Annotated in this window: 9 protein-coding genes; 3 read left to right on the plus strand and 6 right to left on the minus strand. The window is 41.4% G+C overall.

Annotated elements, in window-relative coordinates; translation table 11 throughout:
- Nucleotides 1-213 precede the first annotated feature (213 nt).
- Genes CNR22_23455 through CNR22_23475 form a run of 5 tightly spaced genes read right to left on the minus strand, consistent with a single transcriptional unit; the run spans nucleotide 214 to nucleotide 14124 of the window.
- Nucleotides 214-3399 (minus strand): hypothetical protein, encoded by a 3186-nt coding sequence (locus CNR22_23455; GenBank protein PBQ34606.1) that lies wholly within the window; start codon nucleotides 3397-3399, stop codon nucleotides 214-216.
- Entirely contained in the window at nucleotides 3399-4361 is a 963-nt protein-coding gene (locus CNR22_23460) for a hypothetical protein (GenBank protein ID PBQ34607.1), read from the minus strand. The genes CNR22_23455 and CNR22_23460 overlap by 1 nt, the downstream gene beginning before the upstream one ends.
- Before the next feature lie 3 nt (nucleotides 4362-4364).
- The gene (locus CNR22_23465) at nucleotides 4365-5807 is read right to left on the minus strand and encodes a hypothetical protein (protein PBQ34608.1); all 1443 of its coding nucleotides are present in this window, start codon (nucleotides 5805-5807) and stop codon (nucleotides 4365-4367) included.
- Nucleotides 5808-5812: 5 nt separating this feature from the next.
- A complete protein-coding gene (locus CNR22_23470; GenBank protein ID PBQ34609.1) occupies nucleotides 5813-6697 on the minus strand; it encodes a hypothetical protein in 885 nt (294 codons plus the stop codon).
- Complete coding sequence (locus CNR22_23475) at nucleotides 6694-14124, minus strand: hypothetical protein (protein ID PBQ34610.1); 7431 nt, start codon at nucleotides 14122-14124, stop codon at nucleotides 6694-6696. Before CNR22_23475 ends, CNR22_23470 begins: the two co-directional genes overlap by 4 nt.
- A gap of 327 nt (nucleotides 14125-14451) precedes the next feature.
- Between CNR22_23475 and CNR22_23480 the strand changes: the two genes are divergently transcribed.
- Nucleotides 14452-15036, plus strand: coding sequence for a hypothetical protein (locus CNR22_23480; GenBank protein PBQ34611.1), 585 nt, complete (start codon nucleotides 14452-14454; stop codon nucleotides 15034-15036).
- A 325-nt stretch (nucleotides 15037-15361) separates the two neighbouring features.
- Here the strand turns inward: CNR22_23480 and katG are convergent, their stop codons facing one another.
- The gene (gene katG, locus CNR22_23485; GenBank protein ID PBQ34612.1) at nucleotides 15362-17641 is read right to left on the minus strand and encodes a catalase/peroxidase HPI; all 2280 of its coding nucleotides are present in this window, start codon (nucleotides 17639-17641) and stop codon (nucleotides 15362-15364) included.
- A 93-nt stretch (nucleotides 17642-17734) separates the two neighbouring features.
- Between katG and CNR22_23490 the strand changes: the two genes are divergently transcribed.
- Both CNR22_23490 and CNR22_23495 read left to right on the plus strand, forming a co-directional pair.
- The gene (locus tag CNR22_23490; protein ID PBQ34613.1) at nucleotides 17735-18670 is read left to right on the plus strand and encodes a DNA-binding transcriptional regulator OxyR; all 936 of its coding nucleotides are present in this window, start codon (nucleotides 17735-17737) and stop codon (nucleotides 18668-18670) included.
- Nucleotides 18671-18914: 244 nt separating this feature from the next.
- Nucleotides 18915-19787, plus strand: coding sequence for a hypothetical protein (locus tag CNR22_23495; protein ID PBQ34614.1), 873 nt, complete (start codon nucleotides 18915-18917; stop codon nucleotides 19785-19787).
- Nucleotides 19788-19887: the final 100 nt, after the last annotated feature.

Raw genomic sequence — 19887 nt, forward strand, 5'->3', positions numbered from 1 at the left:
TGAGTGTGCTAAATCGCTATATGTTAAAGCTGTTTTGCCTTTAGTTAGAGGTAGAGTCTGTTCGTGTCATTTCGAGCCTGGTCGAGAATAAGACTTCGACATACAGATGCTATGCCTCTATATCTAAGTTTGAATATTCGTTCTTACCTGGGGTTTGTAAATTTAAGCGGTGTTGTCGGTAGTAATCCTTATCAGTGCTGGTGTAGTCTGGAACTACATCCTAATCCCCAAAACACAAATATCATCCGTTTGCTCGGTATCACGTTGCCAGGCTTCTAAGCCAGATTCTATAAAATCTACTTGCTGATTCATAGGCAAAGGAAAGGCCCTAGCGAGAATAGTTCTGAAAGTTCTGTAGGTTATTTTTTTATTTCTCGGGCCTCCAAACTGATCTGCGAAACCATCTGAAAATAAATAGATTGTATCGCCTTTCATAAGGTCCATTACCTTTAATTCGTATTTCACAATTACTTCATGCACTGAACCAATTGCTTGTTTAGTTGCTTTTAAAATAATCTCTTCAAGACCTTCGTCTTTTTTTCTGAAAATATAAATAGGATTGTTAGCACCTGAATAATAAAGTTTCATATTCTTGTAATCGATCCCAATTAACGAAATATCCATACCATCACGGATTTTATTTTTACTCCATTGCTGATTCAAATGCGAACTTACGCTCTCATTCAGGTAATCTAAAATTTCGTTTGGTTTAGAATTTGGATTTTCAATGAGCGAACGATCTAAAAAATCATTTGCCAGGATACTTAAAAATGCCCCAGGAACACCGTGTCCGGTACAATCTATAACACCGGCAAACTCAAGGCCGCTTTTTGCTTTTGTGTGTCCTGCGCACCAATAAAAATCTCCGCTCACAATATCTTTGGGTTTATACAACACGAAATAATTATTCGAAAACATTTCTTTCATCAAACCTTCCGGCGGTAATAAAGAGTCCTGTATATTTTTAGCATACAATATACTATCAGTTATATCTTTATTTTTATGTTCGAGTTGTACTTTAATTTCTTCAACCGCTTCCTTTTCGCGTTTCAGCAAAAAAGTTTTTTGTTCAATACGCATTTCCAGTAATTGCTGTGTTCTTTTTAAAGAACGCGTTCTCAGAATTACCACCACGTTCATAAGCAGTACCACCAAGAAAATCAGCAGAAGATAAAACCAAACACTTTTCCATATCGGCTTTGCAATAACGAACGAAATCTTTGCCGGGATTTTATTGCATTGTCCTGTGATCACGTTACAAGCGAGTACTTCAAAAGTATATGAACCATCCCCTAATTTTGGAAAATCCACGTAAGGCATGCTGGTAGTATTAAACGATTTATCCACATCCAACAAGCGGTACTTAAAAACAATGGAATTAGGATCAGAAAGCGACACCGCTTTAAAGTCGATATGCACAGAATAATAATTATACTCCATCTCAATAATTTTATCGAGAGGCTGATTGATGTCGTTCATCTGTATGCCGGAAATAAAAATCTCAGGAGTCTTTACTTCTATTCCACCATATTTTGCATCATATACCACCAACCCCTTATTGGTTCCAAACCAAAGATTATCCACCTCGTCTTTAAAAATAGCGTTTAGATTATTTTCATTGAACATTAATCCTTTTTGCCTCGCGTAAGAAATAAATTTACTACGGCCTTTCTGTAACATGCTTATGCCACTGCGATGTGTTACCCAGATGGCATTGTTACGATCTACTATGATACCGGTGCAATAGTTCGAGATCAGGCCTTCGTTAGCTGTATACTGCCTGAATTCAGAGTTATTATACCTGAACACCCCGTCCCCGTCTGTTGCAATCCATATATTTCCTAATATGTCTTCACAGAATGCGTTAACGTTATAAGAAGTCATGCCCTCAATTTTTTTCAAAGCAGTTATCTTCTGGTCCTTAATATAATAAGGTGGTGCTCCGTGAGAAGCTATCCATAAGCGTTCGCGACTGTCCATAAAAACATCTACAATGTTGTTATGAAATAAGCCGTCGTTGGTACTCAAGTCTTCATGGTTTTTTGAATCGGGAGCGTAAATGTAAAGTCCGTCGGTAGTTCCGATCATGATTTTATCATTGATCTTTCGAATACAATTAATGGTAAGGTGATTAAACCTGTGTTCTTGCGAAAAATTTTTAAATCTCTTTTTAGCAGGATCAAAAATATAAATGCCATTTTCCTGGGTTCCGATCCAGATACTTCCGTTATCTGCCAACACTGTATTTACATGTCCGTCTATAAATCCGTTAGCTGCATTGTACAAAGTATAATTTCCTGATTCTTTATTATAAAGTGCCAAACCCTTATTTGTTCCTAACCAAAGATCGCCTCGCTCTGCGCCCGATATTGCATTGATATCAGCTTCCTGGAAACCCTCGCCTTTTCCAAAAAAAGAGAATAATTCGACAGGTTTTTTAATAAGACCTTCGCCAAAAGTACCAAACCAGATGTTTCCTTCCGCATCCTGAAAAATAGTTTGAATGTTATCGCTTCCTAAACCATTTTTGGATGAAATTTTTTCCATGGTATACCGGTGAAAAAAACGACTGTCACTAAAACTTAATTTGCGCACCCCATCACCAAAAACACTTACCCAAAGATTATTCGAATGATCTTTGTAGATGTAACGGATACTGGAATTTGCGTAGTCTGGAGTATCGAATAATCTTTGAAAGATCTTACAGGTCATTCCTTTAAACCTTACCCCATAAACGCCTTCGCCTTCAACATTCAACCAGTATTGGGTACCGCGCCTCACCGCTTTAATGATTTGTTTTACATTCTTATTCTCGAAAATATCTACGGTGCTTGCCACGAGTCTATCTTCCTTTGTATTTAAAGTTGCTGAAATTAATCCTTCGGTGGTAGCTATTAAAAGGTGACCAGGACTTGTTCCCAAAAAAGAATTGATATAATATTTTTTTGTAGGTTCATAAGAGTTGACTTTAAAATCGGGATTGATTTTAAAAAGGCCGCCGGAAGTTGCTACCCATATACATTTTTTATCGTCCTCTGCAATTTGTGTGATCTTAAGTGCTGAGATTTCTTTGTTTGCAAATTTATGACACTTGCCATTCTGATAGTAAGACAAACCGTTCTGATGTCCAAGCCAGGTGATGCCCCGTGAATCTACAAAATGCGTGGATTCAATTTGCTCGGCCAGTTCTTTATTAGAGAAGGACGTAAACTTATCACCATCAAACCAGGAAACGGTTTCGCCGGTAGAGAGAGTGAGAAGACCTTCACGGGATTGAGAAATATTATAAATGTAAGACTGCATCAAGCCATTCTCTTCGGCATAATGCGCGAAATTATAGGTCTGTGCTGAAAGAAGACTGTCTAAAAAAAGTAAACAAAAAATAAATCTCTTAATCATTACTCTTCTTTTACAGCGATTTTATACAAATACTTTGGAACTCCTCCAATGGGCGTTGTAAAAAAGGGCATCAATTCGCCGTATTGATTAGCAATATACACAACAATATTATTATTTTTTACTGCACTTTGTTTGATAAATTGAATATCGAGTGAAGTATTGATTTCTTCTTTCACCACCCGGTGCATACTTTCTATCCAGAGGCCCTCTTCATTGAGTTTACAGGCATCTCCTTTTTTTGCAACCGAAATAATACGAATCATGCCTTCATTATCGTAATCAAAAACCTTAATTTTCACTGCCGTTACTTTGTCTGCCACAAAGGGGTAAAGGTGAGAAACTGAGCCTTTGGCATCAAACAAACGAAACGCATACTCGTAGGCAAACCCATTTCCTCCCTCAATAGGTTTATTATCATCTGCTACCGAGGATAAAAAGAGACGGTACAAATTTCCATCGTCGCCTTCCATGCCTTCGATGATTACCTTAAAAACGCGCCCTCCCAATTCTTTTTGTAACTCTCCTTCAATCGGATTAAATGGTCCTAATGTTACCCACTTGTTATCTACCGATTTATCATCACCATAAATTTTTGAAGCCAATAAAATTCCACTCTTAAAATTGCCAACAGGATCAGGCCTTATCGCATCCGGATCAGAATGAGCTTTAGAACCTCCATACACCGAAAATTTTGTTTTGCTATTAAAATCGTTATGATTCTCATCATACATACCACCACAATCCGGATCAAAGACGCGGATATAAACCGGTTTTTTGTAAGACTCAGGGACAATAAAAAAGAACGTTTGTACAAAATCATCATCGCCCCAATTCTTATCTGCCTGTTTACTAAAAGTGCAGATAAACGGGATCTTTTCATCGACTGAAGGAACCGGCTGAGCAACAAGATCCAGAGAACTGATTAAAAAAGTATATATAAGTATTCTAAAAAACTGCTTCATAAATTATTTTACATTCTCCGACACGATTATTGTTTTCTCTATTTTGTAGAGCTCCATTTTTTCAGTGTCTTTATTTTTTGCCACCACCCCCAACTGTATTTTATATGTTCCCGGCTTTTTATAACGATGTTTTACTGTGGATCCGGAATTAAAACGTCCGTCACCAAAAGCCCAGCATATCTTATCGGGTTTACAGTTTTTAATATAGAGATCTTTTGACATTAAAACAATTTCTTCATTTATAGACGCCTTTTCGCTGCAACTGATAACTAAATTTGTTGGTCTTTCAATTGTTAAAGGATAAGAAGTTTCGCTTATAAAAATTTCACCTGACATTTTATCCACTACATTTAAAACAACCTGGTATTCTCCCGGGCCAGGAAAGCAGTGGCGAGCACGCAGTCCCCTGCTCTTCTTACCATCACCAAAATCCCATTCGTAAGTTAAGGTTAATGTGTCTTTTGAAGCCAGGGTACTTTCTTCAACAAATGAATAACAAAACTGTGTTTTAGGAATTACCGTTTTTGCGTCCCTGAAATCAGGCATGCTGTTGGTAAAATAATAAATATCATCTTTAAACTTAGCGATGCGATTGCTTGAAAAATAGCCTGATGAAGAAGCGGAATCGACCCAGATCCCAAAATCATCGTATTTTGTGTTTATTGGAAAAGTCAAAAGTCTGGGTTCTTTTTTGGCAGAGTCTAGAGAGACAAAATAAATATCCATTCCTGTGCCAGTTTTTTTATCGCAGGAAAAATAAAGAACGTTGTTTGGACCAATAAAAGGAAAGACCTGGCTGTTTGTGTCGTTAATTAAAGCGTTGAGAGCCTGTGGTTCTGACCAGGAATCGCCCTGCAGGCTGGAGGCATAAAGATCAATTTTATTTTTTGCCCTGTTACGATCACTGGCAAAGATGAGCTGATCTTCCATAGGAGAAAGGGCTGGATGAAAATACGAAAAGGTATCCTTACAAAAAGATAATTGCTCTGGTCTTGACCACTTGTTTTCTGTTTTCTCGGATCTAAAAATTTTCAGAGCGGCCGTCTTTTTGTCATTTGCTGTAAAATAAATGATGGTTCCTTGCTTATTAATGCAGAAAGGACCTTCATACGCCTTTGAATTAATACGCGAATCGAAAGTCCTTGTATTTCTAAATTTAACCGGACTTACACGCGTAGAGCGATAAAGATCTGTGATCTCCGATTCGCCGTTTGCATCGACATAATCCACTCCCACTTCCTTATTTCTTCCAGACACAAAAAACAGTTCGTTATTCACAAAGAAAGGACTGAAATCTGGTTTATCGGAATTCAGCTTTAAACGCAGAACTTTTATAGTGGTTGTATCCTCTCTGCCCTCTACAAAACTTTCAAGCGTATCCTTCACCTCCTGAGCAACAGAAATCCTGATAATTAATAATAAAAGTATGCTAAGCCCGATCCTCATAAAAATTAGAAAAAGCGCACATTTGTTGCATTGATCTTATAACGGAAAATGTAGTGAAGCATAAATTCATGGCTTCCCGCTATATAGGTTTGAAGGTCATTCAGCGTGTATTCGTAGCCATAGCCTACATGTAGCTGTTCATTAACCCTTATATCTGTGTAAACAAGTGCAGAACTTCTATAGGTATAACCGGCCCCGAGTCCTATTATTTCTTTAAAATAAAATGTGGCTGAAAAATTTGGCGAAATAGGAGAACCTGAAATGTATTTTATAAGAACAGCGGGCTTAACCTTAAAATTTTTACCCATATCCACCACGACGCCGGAACTCAGGCAGGTTAGTGAATAGGGATTTAACCGGCCTGTAAATAAATTCGGTACCGATAAGCCTACGTAAAATGATTTGGTATGATAATAAGCTCCGGCTCCCAATTCTGGCATGGTTTTACGATTTACATTTGCTACAAAACTTGGATCTCCCGCTTCGGTGATATTTAGTTTGTCCCAGTTCGTAGAATAGGAATCTATGCCTGCCTGCAGTCCCAAAGCAAGATGTCCCTTTAAAAATTTAAAGCGGTAAGCATACACAAGATTCACCTTTGTATGATTAAACAAACCAAACTGACTATTCTGAAAATTTCCTCCAAGGCTTATACTTTTATTTTTAAGCGGTGAATGCACACTCAGCATTGCCTCTGTAGGCGATCCGTTAATGCCCATCCACTGTTTCCGGTAGAGGCCAGTCATGCTTAAGGCCTCCTGGCTGCCAGCATATGCCGGATTAAGAATTAAACCATTAAACATATATTGCACATAATTACTGCTATGCTGAGCATTTAAAGTAAATGCCGAGATATACACCAAAACTAAAAAAATAAATTTCTTTATCATTTATCGCGCTTTATAATAACAAACCCTGTAAAGTTTTTGAAGGTAGAAATTTCTATAATATAATAATAAGTATCATCGGCCAGGTTTTCGTTGTTGGAGTTAATACCTGCCCAATCGTTATGGTATTCTGGATTATGATATAACAAAGTGCCCCATCGGTTGTAAACAGAAATCTTCACATTTTCGTAGTAATCGAGCGAGGTGATTGTAAACTTGTCGTTTATTCCGTCATTGTTAGGAGAAAATGCATTGGGAATATTTAATTCTTTTACCCGGATAACGATGTCATCTGAAACATCGGGACAAGATTCGTTAGCTATAGTCCAGCGCAACAGGGTTGTTCCAAAAGGAAGGTTTGCAATAGTAGCGGAGGAATCGTGAGGATTTGTAAAAATACCCCCACCTGAAATGACAGACCAGGTGCCCGCGCCTGACTGTGGCGCATTAGCATTCAATTGATAAGAAGCAGTTTCAATAATTCGATCTGCGCCGGCATCCGGCACAATAGGATTGTCTGTACGCGTAATGGCTACTGTATCAGCTACAGTTGGGCAATTTCCATTTGAAATGGTCCATACAAATTCGTAAGGTCCGCCTTTAAGACCTGATATATGTGTTGTATTTGTTGTTATTTGCAGAATAGCGCATGAAGTTGTACCGGATAGCTGCGACCACGTGCCTGTGCCTACAAGAGGTTTATCAGCGTACATAGGAATTTCATCAGCACATACGAGACGATTTTCGCCTGCAGCGGTTTTTACCGGAACAGCATTTGAGAAAATAGAAACAGTATCTGCAGAAGCGGGACAAACACCATTCGTTATCGTCCATTCAAATGTATTATTACCGGGAATCAGTTGCGTGATAGTGCTTTGCGGCGTTTTATCATCCGAAAATTCTGCGTTACCAGACAAGGTTCTCCACAAGCCGGTAGTTCCCGCCGGAAGTAGAGCACTTAAACTTGTGCTGTCGCCGCAAACCTCCTGGTAATTACCGGCATTTGCCACTCCAAGCGTTTCATACCTGGTAATGTATAGCGTATCAGCAGTTGTAGGACAGAAGGCTTTAGAAACCGTCCAAATAAAACTTGAGAGGCCTGTGCCTAAACCAGTGACTTGTGTTGTGGCGCTGGTTACACTCGCCGGAATGCCAGCCCCACTTCCTAAGGTCCAGATCCCATAGCCATCGTTATTAGCTGTTAGTGTATATTCGGTAGCGCAGATTTGTTGGTTGCTGCCCACCAATGCATCCGGCAGAGGAGTTGCTGCAAAAACAAACACTGTATCAGAAGATGCAGGGCATACCCCATTGGTTGCGACCCATACGAACTGATTTAGTCCTTCACTTAAATTTGAGACTACCGCAGTTGAACTACCTACTGAAGATAAAGAAGAAGATATCAGATACCCCGTCCAGCTGGCAGTGCCAATTGATACTGGTAGTGCCGCAAGAGTGCAGGAAGAGGCACAAACTGTAAAATCGGAGCCTGCGATGGCACCCGATGGATTTAAATCCCTTAAAATTTCTACGGTAGCAGTTGCGGCAGGACAAACACCGTTAGCTACAGTCCATAAAAAAACATTTGATCCGCCCGCTAAACCAGAAACCTGGGTTGTATCATTACCGGGAGAAGTGATAGTAGCAGAGGAACCGAGCAACGACCAAACGCCCGTTCCTACCGTTGGTAAAGCGCTAAGTGTAGCATCTGCCGAGCATACCGTCTGACTTGTTCCTGCAAAAGCAACAGGCTGAACATCCTGGATAACAACCACCGTGTCTATTGCAGAAGGACAAGAACCATTAACCACCGTCCATGCAAACACATTGGTTCCGGTAGACAAGGCCGTTACGTTTGCTACGGCAGAAGTTGAAGAAGTTATGGCCGCGTTACCTGCTAACACCGACCATGAACCAGAACCTGGTCCAGTAACACTGGCAGTAAGAGTGGCTTCCTGGGCACATAAAACCTGATCTGTACCTGCCTGTGCGGTAGGCGGCAGATCGCGTGTAATGATAACAGTTGAACTCGCAGCAGGGCAAATACCGTTAGTGACGGTCCAAACAAAACTATTGGCAGTGGGATCAAGATTAGTAACGGCAGATACAGCGCTCCCCAATGACAGTATGGAGGCATTGCCTGAGGTGGACCAGGCACCCACTCCAACAGAAGAACTAGTTGCTGCTAAAGTGAAACTTGATGAACAAATACTTTGATCGCTGCCCGCACTGGAAACAGGCTGCTCATCGCGCCATATAAGTACCGAAGAGGTGCCTGTAGGACAGGAACCACTGGAGACGGTCCATAGAAAAACGTTAGCGCCTACATTTAAAGAAGTAACCGATGCTGTATTGCTCGAAGGATTTGTGATGGAAGAAGTGCCACCTATCACTGACCAGAGGCCTGTGCCGGCAGTAGGACTGCTGGCACCGAGAGTAACACCTGAAGAACAAACAGTTTGACTGTTACCTGCAACAGCAACAAGCGCCGGACTTCGGTAAACAGATACAGTTGAAGTGGCAGCAGCACATACACCATTAGATACAGTCCAGACAAATTGATTTAGCCCCGTACTCAGACCTGTGACTAGTGAAGAAGCTGTGGTTGTAGAAGTAATTACAGCAGACCCGGAAAGCAAAGTCCATACTCCCGTTCCTGGAGTAGAAGAAGTCGCTGCCAGGGTGGTGCTCGAAATACAAACAGTTTGATCACTTCCCGCACTTGCCAAAGGAGCAAGATCGCGGTTGATCGTTACTACGGATGTTGCCGAAGCACATGCCCCGCCTGTAACCGTCCATAAAAATTGATTTGGCCCAGCGCTCAAACCCGTGGCTTGTGAAGTATAAGAAGAGGAAGATATCACAGTTGCCGATCCTGAAACAACAGACCATGATCCGACGCCAACAGTTGGACTCGTTGCCCCAAGAAGTACTGACGAAGAACAAACGGTTTGCAGCGTTCCTGCATTCGAAGTAGGAGGAATATCTCTGATAACGGTTACAGCAGAGGTTGCTGAAGTGCAGGCAAAATTGGAAACCGTCCATAAAAATTGCGTGGCCCCGGAACCAAGACCTGTTACCTGTGTAGAAGCATTGGACGGAGCCGTTATGGTGGCACTGCCACCTAACACCGACCAGGACCCTGTGCCAACTGTGGGTGATACGGCTGCTAAATTTGCGGAAGGAGAACACACTGCGGCGGCAGTTCCTGCATTTGCAGTTGGAAGAGCATTTCTAAAAATTATTACCGTGGAAGTAGCGGCAGTACAATTACCGTTAGAAACCGTCCAGACAAACTCATTTGTACCAAAGCTCAAACCCGTTGCCTGCGAAGAATACGATGCGGGAGAGCTTATTGATCCAGTGCCCGTTAAGACCGTCCACAGACCCGTTCCCACTGTGGGATTGACAGCCGCAAGGGTATAGTTAGCAGCACAAATCGTTTGACTCGTACCTGCATTAGAAACCGGTTGTATGTTGCGAATTAGTGTAGCAATAGAAGTTGCAGAAGGACATGAACCGTTTGTGACTGTCCATAAAAATTGATTGCTGCCATTGCTTAAACCTGTAACTGCAGAAGAAAAACTGGAAGCGCTAACTAAACTTGCTGTACCGCTAATTACCGACCAAAGGCCAGAACCAGTTGTTGGAGATATAGCCGCAAGTGTGGCAGAAGAAGCACAAACCGTTTGACTCGTTCCGGCATTAGAAGTTGGCGGGATATCTCTTAAAATAGTAACGGTAGAAGTTGCGGCAGTACAAATACCGTTAGATACTGTCCAGACAAACTGATTTGTACCAAAGCTCAAACCCGTTGCCTGCGAAGAATACGATGCGGGAGAGTTTATTGATCCGGTGCCCGTTAAAACCGTCCACAGACCTGTTCCCACTGTGGGATTGACAGCCGCAAGGGTATAGTTGGCAGCACAAATCGTTTGACTCGTACCTGCATTAGAAATCGGTTGTATGTTGCGAATTAGTGTAGCAATAGAAGTTGCAGAAGGACATGAACCGTTTGTGACAGTCCATAAGAATTGATTGGTACCGGTGCTTAAACCTGTAACTGCAGAAGAAAAACTGGAAGCGCTAACTAAACTTGCTGTACCGCTAATTACCGACCAAAGGCCAGAACCAGTTGTTGGAGATATAGCCGCAAGTGTGGCAGAAGAAGCACAAACCGTTTGACTCGTTCCGGCATTAGAAGTTGGCGGGATATCTCTTAAAATAGTAACGGTAGAAGTTGCGGCAGTACAAATACCGCTAGATACTGTCCAGACAAACTGATTTGTACCAAAGCTCAAACCCGTTGCCTGCGAAGAAAAACTTCCCGGCGAACTTAACGACCCGGTACCTGTTAAGACTGTCCATAGACCCGTTCCCACTGTGGGATTAACAGCTGCAAGGGTATAGTTAGCAGCACAAATCGTTTGACTCGTACCTGCATTAGAAACCGGTTGTATGTTGCGAATTAGTGTAGCAATAGAAGTTGCAGAAGGACATGAACCGTTTGTGACTGTCCATAAAAATTGATTGCTGCCATTGCTTAAACCTGTAACTGCTGAAGAAAAACTGGAAGCGCTAACTAAACTTGCTGTACCGCTAATTACCGACCAAAGGCCAGAACCAGTTGTGGGGGATACAGCCGCCAGCGTGGCAGAAGAAGCACAAACCGTTTGACTCGTTCCGGCATTAGAAGTTGGCGGGATATCTCTTAAAATAGTAACGGTAGAAGTTGCGGCAGTACAAGTACCGTTAGAAACCGTCCAAATAAACTGATTTGTACCAAAGCTCAAACCCGTTGCCTGCGAAGAAAAACTTCCCGGCGAACTTAACGACCCGGTGCCTGTTAAGACTGTCCATAGACCCGTTCCCACTGTGGGATTAACAGCCGCAAGGGTATGGTTAGCAGCACATAGCGTTTGATTCGTTCCGGCATTAGAAACTGGTTGAATATCTCGTATAATAGTAGCAATGGAGGTTGCAGAAGGGCAAGAACCATTAGAGACAGTCCATAAGAATTGATTGGTACCGGTGCTTAAAGCCGTTACACCCGACGAGAAACTTGTGACAGAAGTGACATTCCCGGTGCCTGTTAACACAGACCAATTACCTGACCCTATAGTAGGTGAAGTTGCACTAAGCGTTGCAGTGGCTGCACATACACTTTGAGTTAAGCCTGCGTTGGAGGTGGGCGGCAGATATCTGAAAATAGTCACTGTAGAAGTTGCGGGCGTACAAACACCATTACTCACCGTCCACACAAATTGATTTGTACCCGCCGAAAGTCCGCTAACAGCAGAAGCCGGGTTGGTTAAAGTCGTAACTGAAGCTGTGCCTGAAAGTACCGACCACAAACCCGTACCCGCAGTAGGTGTTACCGCCGCCAAAGTAACAGTGGATGCACAAGGCGTTTGACTTGCCCCGGCGGCAGATACCGGTGGCACGGAACGGAATACAGTAACCAAAGCTGTAGAAGTCGGGCACGGACCATTGGAGACAGTCCACACAAAAGAATTGGTACCAATGCTTAAACCCGTTACAGATGAAGAAAACGAGTTTGAGGCAGAAAGCGTGGCCGTGCCACCCAATACAGTCCAATTACCCGAACCCGGAGAGGGCGGTGAAGCTCCAAGAACACTGGAGGCAGAACAAACACTTTGGTTGGTACCCGCCACTGCCGCTGATGGTGGGGCAATAACATTCACCGTAATAGTGTTGCTGTTAGATGCAGATAAAGAGCAACTACCGGAAGACGACACTACCCTGCGGAAATAAGCAGTTGTGGTAAGCGTTCCCGAAGTATAACCCTGTGTTGTGTTTGTACCCGGAGCGGCTGTCCAGGTTGCATTATTAGCACTGGTTTGCCATAGATATAAAGTTCCTCCAGTGGGTACAGATCCGGTAAATGTAGCAGGTGAAGTTCCAGCACAAATGGTTTGTGTAGCAGTTACCGTATTGTTGGCTATTACCGCACAACCCAGCTTTGCCACAAAAACATTTGTGCCACCGCCGCTTTGTAAAGTCGTTGTAGCATTAATTACCATCGATCCATCCTGTTCTCCACAAGTGTAAATTCCTCCTGTGCCGTCAACTGTAAGTCCATTCACATAGTCCCTGGCATTTCCACCTGCTTTTGTGCTCCAAAGAAAACTTCCTGTATTAGAGTAGGAACTGATAAAAACGTCATGACCACCCGCAGACGCAAGGTTTGGTCCACCCCCAGCACTGTAATTAATACTACTTGTATAAACTCCGCCCAAAATGATATTCCCATTAACATCTACTTCAAGAGCCCTTCCAATTTGTTCACCTGCCCCATTTCCGGTTACGGAGGCATTCCACGAAAATGTGCCAGCAGATTTTCCCAATTGCGCGAGAAAAAGATCCAGGTTTCCGCCAGTTGTTAGACTTTGCGTTAATGTAGGTGTAGGATATTTAAAATTTATATTTCCATCAAAGTAGCCTGTAACATATAAGTTCGAAGCATCTTGTGCAATGCTCCAACCTACTACCATATCACCACCCGTGCTACTGGTAATGTTATTCTGCCAGTTAAACATTCCAGCCTGCGTTACGGAGAGTATATATACCTGAGCTTTATTGTTTTGTTGCGCCTGGAGGGTTGCACTGGTGGAACCAGAAGCATCTTTAAAAATAAGATGGTCATCATAGCGTCCGATGAAGTACACGTTATTCGCATCTGCAGTAACACTAAATCCCATGTCATCTTTACTACTGCCACCCGATACTACCCACTGAATGACCCCACTGGAATTGTATTTAGCACCGTATGCATTTACTTGCGTAGAAGCCGAACCGATGGAGGTTGTTTTTGTGACAGCACTTCCATAAGAATAAAATGTTGCTGGAGTAGACTCATAGCTCCCGGTAAGATAAACTCCGTTAGCATCAGAAGCCATTTTCCAGGAATACTCATCGTTTGAGCCTCCAAACTTTGTAGCCCATACCAGCGCTCCAGCGGAAGTGTATTTCGCCAAAAAGCCGTCAGCTCCACCGGAAGATGTCAAAGTATAAGTAGAAGAGGATGGATCAAAATCGGCAGTCCCGGTAAAAAAACCCGTTACATATACATTACCGGCGCCATCGCAGGAAACACCATGAATTTCGTCGTTGTTGGTGCCTCCTATCTTAATAGCCCACAAAACTGTTCCCGACTGATCGTATTTAGCCAGAAAACCATCGCTACTGCCGTAGGTAGAAGATAACGAAGATCCGTAAACTGAACTTAAGTTCCCAAAGAACTCACCACCTACATATATATTTGTTGAAAAACTGTCGTAAGCCACATCCCAGGCACTTTCGTACGAAGATGAATTAGCATCTTTGCCCCAAACCCACGCAGGAGCCTGAGACAGCAGGGCTGCTGAATAAAAAAAAGTAAAAATTACAAGTAGTACTTGTCTCTTCATCTAGTTCGTAAATAATGTTAACTTAACCCAGAGGCATTGGGGGTAAGTCGATTATCGTGCCAATATATTGAAATAAAAAATATAAGGTAGTAAAATTACTGCATACTCGATGAATACAAGATTTCAGGGCATGAAATTATATAGACCTTCTGCAAATCACTAATATCCTTAGACGGAGGCATTCTGAGTGTTGCGAATATTTCCCAACTCCCGGCGTTAATTGAAAGCAATGGGCAATTTAAGCCTCGTTTTCCCCATTTAATTTAACCTTTTGTCCAACATTGATTATCTTGTCACCTAATAATTGTACAGAAAAGGCAGAACCATATGGATTACCAACTATTATTACAAAGCGTTTCAAAACATATCAGCCTCACTAAAAATGAGGAAGAAAGTTTTACCGCTCTCTTCCAGGAAAAAAAACTGAAGAAAAAACAATTCCTGGTCCATGAAAATGAGTTTAATAAGTTTACAGCCTTTGTTACCAAGGGATGCCTGCGTTCGTATTCCGTTGACCGAAACGGATTTGAACACATCATTCAGTTTGCCCCGCCCGGCTGGTGGATCGCCGACATGGCAAGCGTTATTTCTAACCAACCAGGAAAACTTAACATAGACGCCCTGGAGGAAACCACCATGCTTATCCTTACAAGAGAAGATCAATTACAACTCTTTGAAAAAATCCCGAAGTTTGAACGTTTTTTCCGCATCATTACCGAAAATTCCATTGCTGCTAATAGCCACCGCCTGATAGACTATATGGGACTTACAGCACAAGAAAGGTATTTTACTTTCTGCAACCGCTACCCTACTCTTATGCAAAGCCTGCCGCAAAAACAGATTGCTTCTTATATTGGTGTTACGCCCGAGTTTTTAAGCAAAATTAAAGCGGAGTTTCTGAAGAAAAAGTAAGTAATAGCTAAGTTGTTACACAGGTTGCCCAGCTACACTGACCTGTACGTTTACCAGATTAACGCAGATAAATTGGTTTGCAAATGCAGGATTCTCAAAACGATGCTAAAACGAAGCCTTGCTGTGACCACTCTCTTAGCCATGCCTTCTATTGTAAAACCGTTAGCGTCTTGTTTTAGTAGTCCTTCAGCCTGCAATGCACTTCGCTAGTTAGTACGTTAACCTCCTGGTAAAAGCCCACAACCCCTAAAAAAAACAAGCAAAGCAACCTGCAATTTTCGTTTTAACTACTATTTGAGATGGCTTTGCTCGTGTTAAGCCGTTTTTATTTCAAATCAAAGCGGTCAAGGTTCATTACTTTCACCCATGCAGCAACAAAGTCAGTCACGAACTTTTGTTTTGCATCAGCACTTGCGTAAACTTCCGCCAAAGCTCTTAATTCAGAGTGAGATCCAAAGATAAGGTCTGCGCGGGTCGCCGTCCATTTAAGAGTTCCAGTCTTTCTATCTTTCCCTTCAAATTCTTCTTTCGAATCGCCTTTAGTTGTCCAGGCAGTGCTCATGTCTAAAAGATTTACAAAATAATCATTGGTTAAGGTCTCTTTTTTTGTTGTTAGAACACCAGCACTTGAGTGATTGTAATTTACATTTAATACCTTCAAACCGCCCATCAAAACAGTCATTTCAGGAGGAGTTAATTTTAGCAATTGTGCTTTATCCACCAAAAGTTCTTCTGTTGAAACTGTGTATTTTGTTTTCAAATAATTCCTGAAACCATCTGCCATTGGCTCCAAAACAGCCATTGACGCCACATCTGTCTGCTCTTGTGTAGCATCCATACGTCCGGGAGTAAATGGAACCTCAATAGTATACCCTCCATTTTTTGCAGCTTTCTCAATTCCTACAGAACCGCATAATACGATTAAATCGGCCGTAGAAATTTTTGCGGTTTTAGATTTTGAATTAAAGTCATTTTTAATTTTCTCAAGAGTTTTTAATACTTTCTCTAATTGTTCAGGATTATTTACTTCCCATTTATTTTGTGGCGACAAGGTAATTCTGGCTCCGTTTGCGCCACCCCGTCTATCTGAATTGCGATACGTAGATGCAGATGCCCAGGCGGTGGCTACCATTTCACTTACCGATAAGCCTGAATTTAATAGAGATGATTTTAACCCGGCAATGTCTTTTGCGTCAACAACCGGATGATTGAGAGCCGGAATTGGATCCTGCCAAATTAACTCTTCTTTGGGAACATCTTTGCCTAAGTACAAGGTACGCGGCCCCATATCACGGTGTGTTAGCTTAAACCAGGCACGGGCGAAGGCATCAGCAAAAGCATCTGGATGATCAAGAAAATACCTGGAAATTTTCGCATAAGATGAATCCACCCGTAGCGACAAATCTGTGGTTAGCATGGTTGGTAAATGCTTTTGGTTGCTGTCAAACGCATCAGGAACAACAGCGGAACCATTTTTTGCAACCCATTGATGAGCGCCGGCCGGACTCTTGCTTAATTGCCATTCGTAATTAAAAAGTGCAGTAAAAAAACCATGGCTCCATTTTGTGGGCGTGGTAGTCCAGGTAACTTCTAATCCGGATGTAATGGCGTCTTTTCCTTTTCCCGATTTGTATTTGCTGGCCCAGCCAAAACCCTGCTCTTCGATAGCCGCTCCTTCAGGTGCAGAACCAACCAGGGCAGCATCCCCGGCACCGTGTGTTTTTCCAAACGTATGTCCACCGGCTATTAAGGCTACCGTTTCTTCATCGTTCATTCCCATTCTGCCAAAAGTTTCACGAATATCTTTCGCAGCAGCAAGGGGGTCTGGATTTCCATTGGGACCCTCGGGATTTACATAAATTAGTCCCATTTGTACTGCAGCTAGAGGGTATTCCAGTGCACGGGCATCGCCTGTATGTCTTTTATCATCTAACCATTTTTTTTCAGAACCCCAGTACACGTTGGTTTCGGGCTCCCAAACATCTTCCCTTCCACCTGCAAAGCCAAAGGTTTTAAACCCCATGTCTTCTAAAGCAACGTTTCCCGTAAGAATCATCAAATCTGCCCAGGAAATTTTATTGCCATATTTTTGCTTTATTGGCCAGAGTAATCTTCTCGCTTTATCTAAATTTCCGTTATCAGGCCAGCTATTTAAAGGTGCAAATCGCTGCTGCCCTGCACGCGCTCCACCTCTGCCATCGCCCGTGCGGTAGGTACCAGCGCTGTGCCACGCCATACGTATAAAAAACGGACCATAATGTCCAAAATCTGCCGGCCACCAATCTTGCGAATCTCTCATTAATTCATGCAAGTCTTTTTTCAATGCGTCCATATCAAGACTTTTAAACGCTTTTAAATAATCAAAATCTTTATCCATGGGATTTGACAAAGTTGAATTTTGTCGAAGGATGTTTAAATTCAACTGATTTGGCCACCAATCGGTAGCGTTAAAACCTTTAGAATTAAAATTCATAACAGGTTGTTCAGCAGAAGCTGTTGATTTACTGTCGTAACCAAAGGGGCATTTACCTTTACTTTCCATAGGAGTTTGAGCTAATGAGTTAATTGATAGAATGAGACTTGAAACAATAATTATATTTTTCATTGTAATTTTTCAGGGATTTAATTTGTTTGTAAAACTAAACCATATCTTTGTTTGATAAAAACGATAATTTAGATATTAACATTGATAGAATAGATGAACATACAGCAATTTCAATACATTCTTGCCGTAGCAGAGCACAAGCATTTTGAACTGGCCGCTGAAAAGTGCTTTATTACACAATCTACATTGAGCACCATGATTTCGAAGTTTGAAGATGAAATAGATGTTCAGATTTTTGACAGAAAAAAGAAACCCGTTCAAATTACAAATGAGGGCTCGGTAATAATAGAACAATTAAAAATTATTACCAATACCATTGAACAACTGCAAGAGTTAGTAAAAGAAGTAAGGGGAGAAATAAAAGGAACTGTGACTTTATCTGTAATACCAACAGTTGCACCCTTTTTACTACCTTTATTTTTGCAGGATTTTGCCGCTAAATTTCCTAGCTTAACTATAAAAGTAAGAGAAGAAACTACCAGTGAAATTATTCGAAAAATAAAGTCGCGTGAACTGGACATTGGCATACTTTCCATTCCGTTAGCAGATAAAGATCTTATTGAAATAAAACTCTACGACGAGCCCTTTGTTTTTTTTGATGCAGGCAATGTTGTTGATAAAACTGTCTCCATGAAAAAAATTAATCTGAAAAATTTGTTTTTAATGGAAGAAGGGCATTGCATGCGTACACAGGTATTGCAGCTTTGCGATATCAGTAAACAACAAATTGATACCAAACTAAATTTTGAATATATGGCAGGGTCCATTGATAGTTTGTTGCGTTTTGTAAAAGCAAATAAAGCCACTACACTCCTACCTTACTTAGCAGTTAACGACTTTTCAAAAGAAGAAAAAATGCATGTGGGCCGTTTTTCTTCACCTGTGCCTTATCGCACGGTAGGTATGGTTGTTCATCGCCATTTTGTGAAGAAAAAATTATTCGAAATTTTGCAAAAGGATATAATGATCAAAGTTTCGTCAGTAATCAGCAAAACGGATATCGTTGGTGAAAAATTATCGCCGAGATAGCGTGTTTTTGTTGCATGAACTGACAGAACTCCAAAAAAAATGCGCTACCAGTGTGCTTTAATGGCGGGAAAAACATCTTAGCCTTCTTGTTCATTGTCTGAAAAGCCGTCTGTTTCGCCTATAAGAGAGGACTTTAATCTTATCTCTGTATAACTCTTAACCTACCTTATCTAAATTTCTTAATCTAGGTTATTAGCTGGTGACTTCCTGGTGTCCTACCTTTGAGTCATCAAAATTACAAAACATGGACAGAATAGATTTTATTAAGAAAGGCCTGATGGGAACAGGAATGTTTCTGGTAGGAAATGGAGTTGCTGATACATTGACGAATGATATTGACGAACTTCATAAACTTGACATCATAGGATTTAATCATTTGCCCACAACAACCTCAAAAATTATGGAAAATACAATCGTTCACAAAGCCGAAACACGTGGCCACGCAAACCACGGTTGGTTAAACAGTCATCATACCTTTAGTTTCGCAAATTATTATAATCCTGAAAGAATGCACTTTGGTGTATTAAGAGTTTTAAACGACGACCAGGTAGATGCCGGAATGGGCTTTGGCACTCATCCTCACGATAACATGGAAATTATATCTATTCCATTAGAAGGGGATTTGGAGCACAAAGACAGTATGGGAACTACAGCGGTTATTAAAAACGGCGACATACAAGTAATGAGTGCAGGTACTGGTATCACGCACAGCGAGTATAACAAAAACAAAGACAAACTTGTAAAGTTTTTACAGATCTGGGTCTTCCCTAACAAGAAAAATGTAACACCGCGTTATGACCAAATTACTTTAAAAGAAAGCGATCGTCATAATAAATTGCAACAAATTATTTCTCCTAACGCAGATGATGAGGGAGTTTGGATTCATCAAAACGCCTGGTTTCATTTAGGGAAATTTGACAAAGGTGTAAGCTCAGACTATTCTATCAAAGCAAAAGGAAATGGTGTTTATGCCTTTATTTTAAAAGGAGATGTAACAATTAACGGGCAAAAATTAAATCAACGCGATGGGTACGGTATTTGGGACACTGATAAACTTTCAATAAGTGCCGACAGCGATGCTGAGTTTTTGTTGATGGATGTTCCGATGACGATCTAAAATATAACCACTTAGACACTAAGGTCACTGAGCAGCACTAAGAGAAATTATGCAGGTGAGTTAAGTGATGTTTACAAGAGCATGGGGAGGGAAAAGGATT

The sequence above is a fragment of the Sphingobacteriaceae bacterium genome (assembly GCA_002319075.1).
Classification (GTDB): domain Bacteria; phylum Bacteroidota; class Bacteroidia; order B-17B0; family Aurantibacillaceae; genus Aurantibacillus.

What these genes read in the sequence shown, in the direction of transcription:
- CNR22_23495 (PBQ34614.1), top strand. Translation starts at nt 18,915, where the DNA reads ATGGACAGAATAGATTTTATTAAGAAAGGCCTGATGGGAACAGGAATG.
- CNR22_23460 (PBQ34607.1), bottom strand. Translation starts at nt 4,361, where the DNA reads ATGAAGCAGTTTTTTAGAATACTTATATATACTTTTTTAATCAGTTCT.
- CNR22_23490 (PBQ34613.1), top strand. Translation starts at nt 17,735, where the DNA reads ATGAACATACAGCAATTTCAATACATTCTTGCCGTAGCAGAGCACAAG.
- CNR22_23470 (PBQ34609.1), bottom strand. Translation starts at nt 6,697, where the DNA reads ATGATAAAGAAATTTATTTTTTTAGTTTTGGTGTATATCTCGGCATTT.
- CNR22_23455 (PBQ34606.1), bottom strand. Translation starts at nt 3,399, where the DNA reads ATGATTAAGAGATTTATTTTTTGTTTACTTTTTTTAGACAGTCTTCTT.
- CNR22_23480 (PBQ34611.1), top strand. Translation starts at nt 14,452, where the DNA reads ATGGATTACCAACTATTATTACAAAGCGTTTCAAAACATATCAGCCTC.
- CNR22_23465 (PBQ34608.1), bottom strand. Translation starts at nt 5,807, where the DNA reads ATGAGGATCGGGCTTAGCATACTTTTATTATTAATTATCAGGATTTCT.
- CNR22_23475 (PBQ34610.1), bottom strand. Translation starts at nt 14,124, where the DNA reads ATGAAGAGACAAGTACTACTTGTAATTTTTACTTTTTTTTATTCAGCA.
- katG (PBQ34612.1), bottom strand. Translation starts at nt 17,641, where the DNA reads ATGAAAAATATAATTATTGTTTCAAGTCTCATTCTATCAATTAACTCA.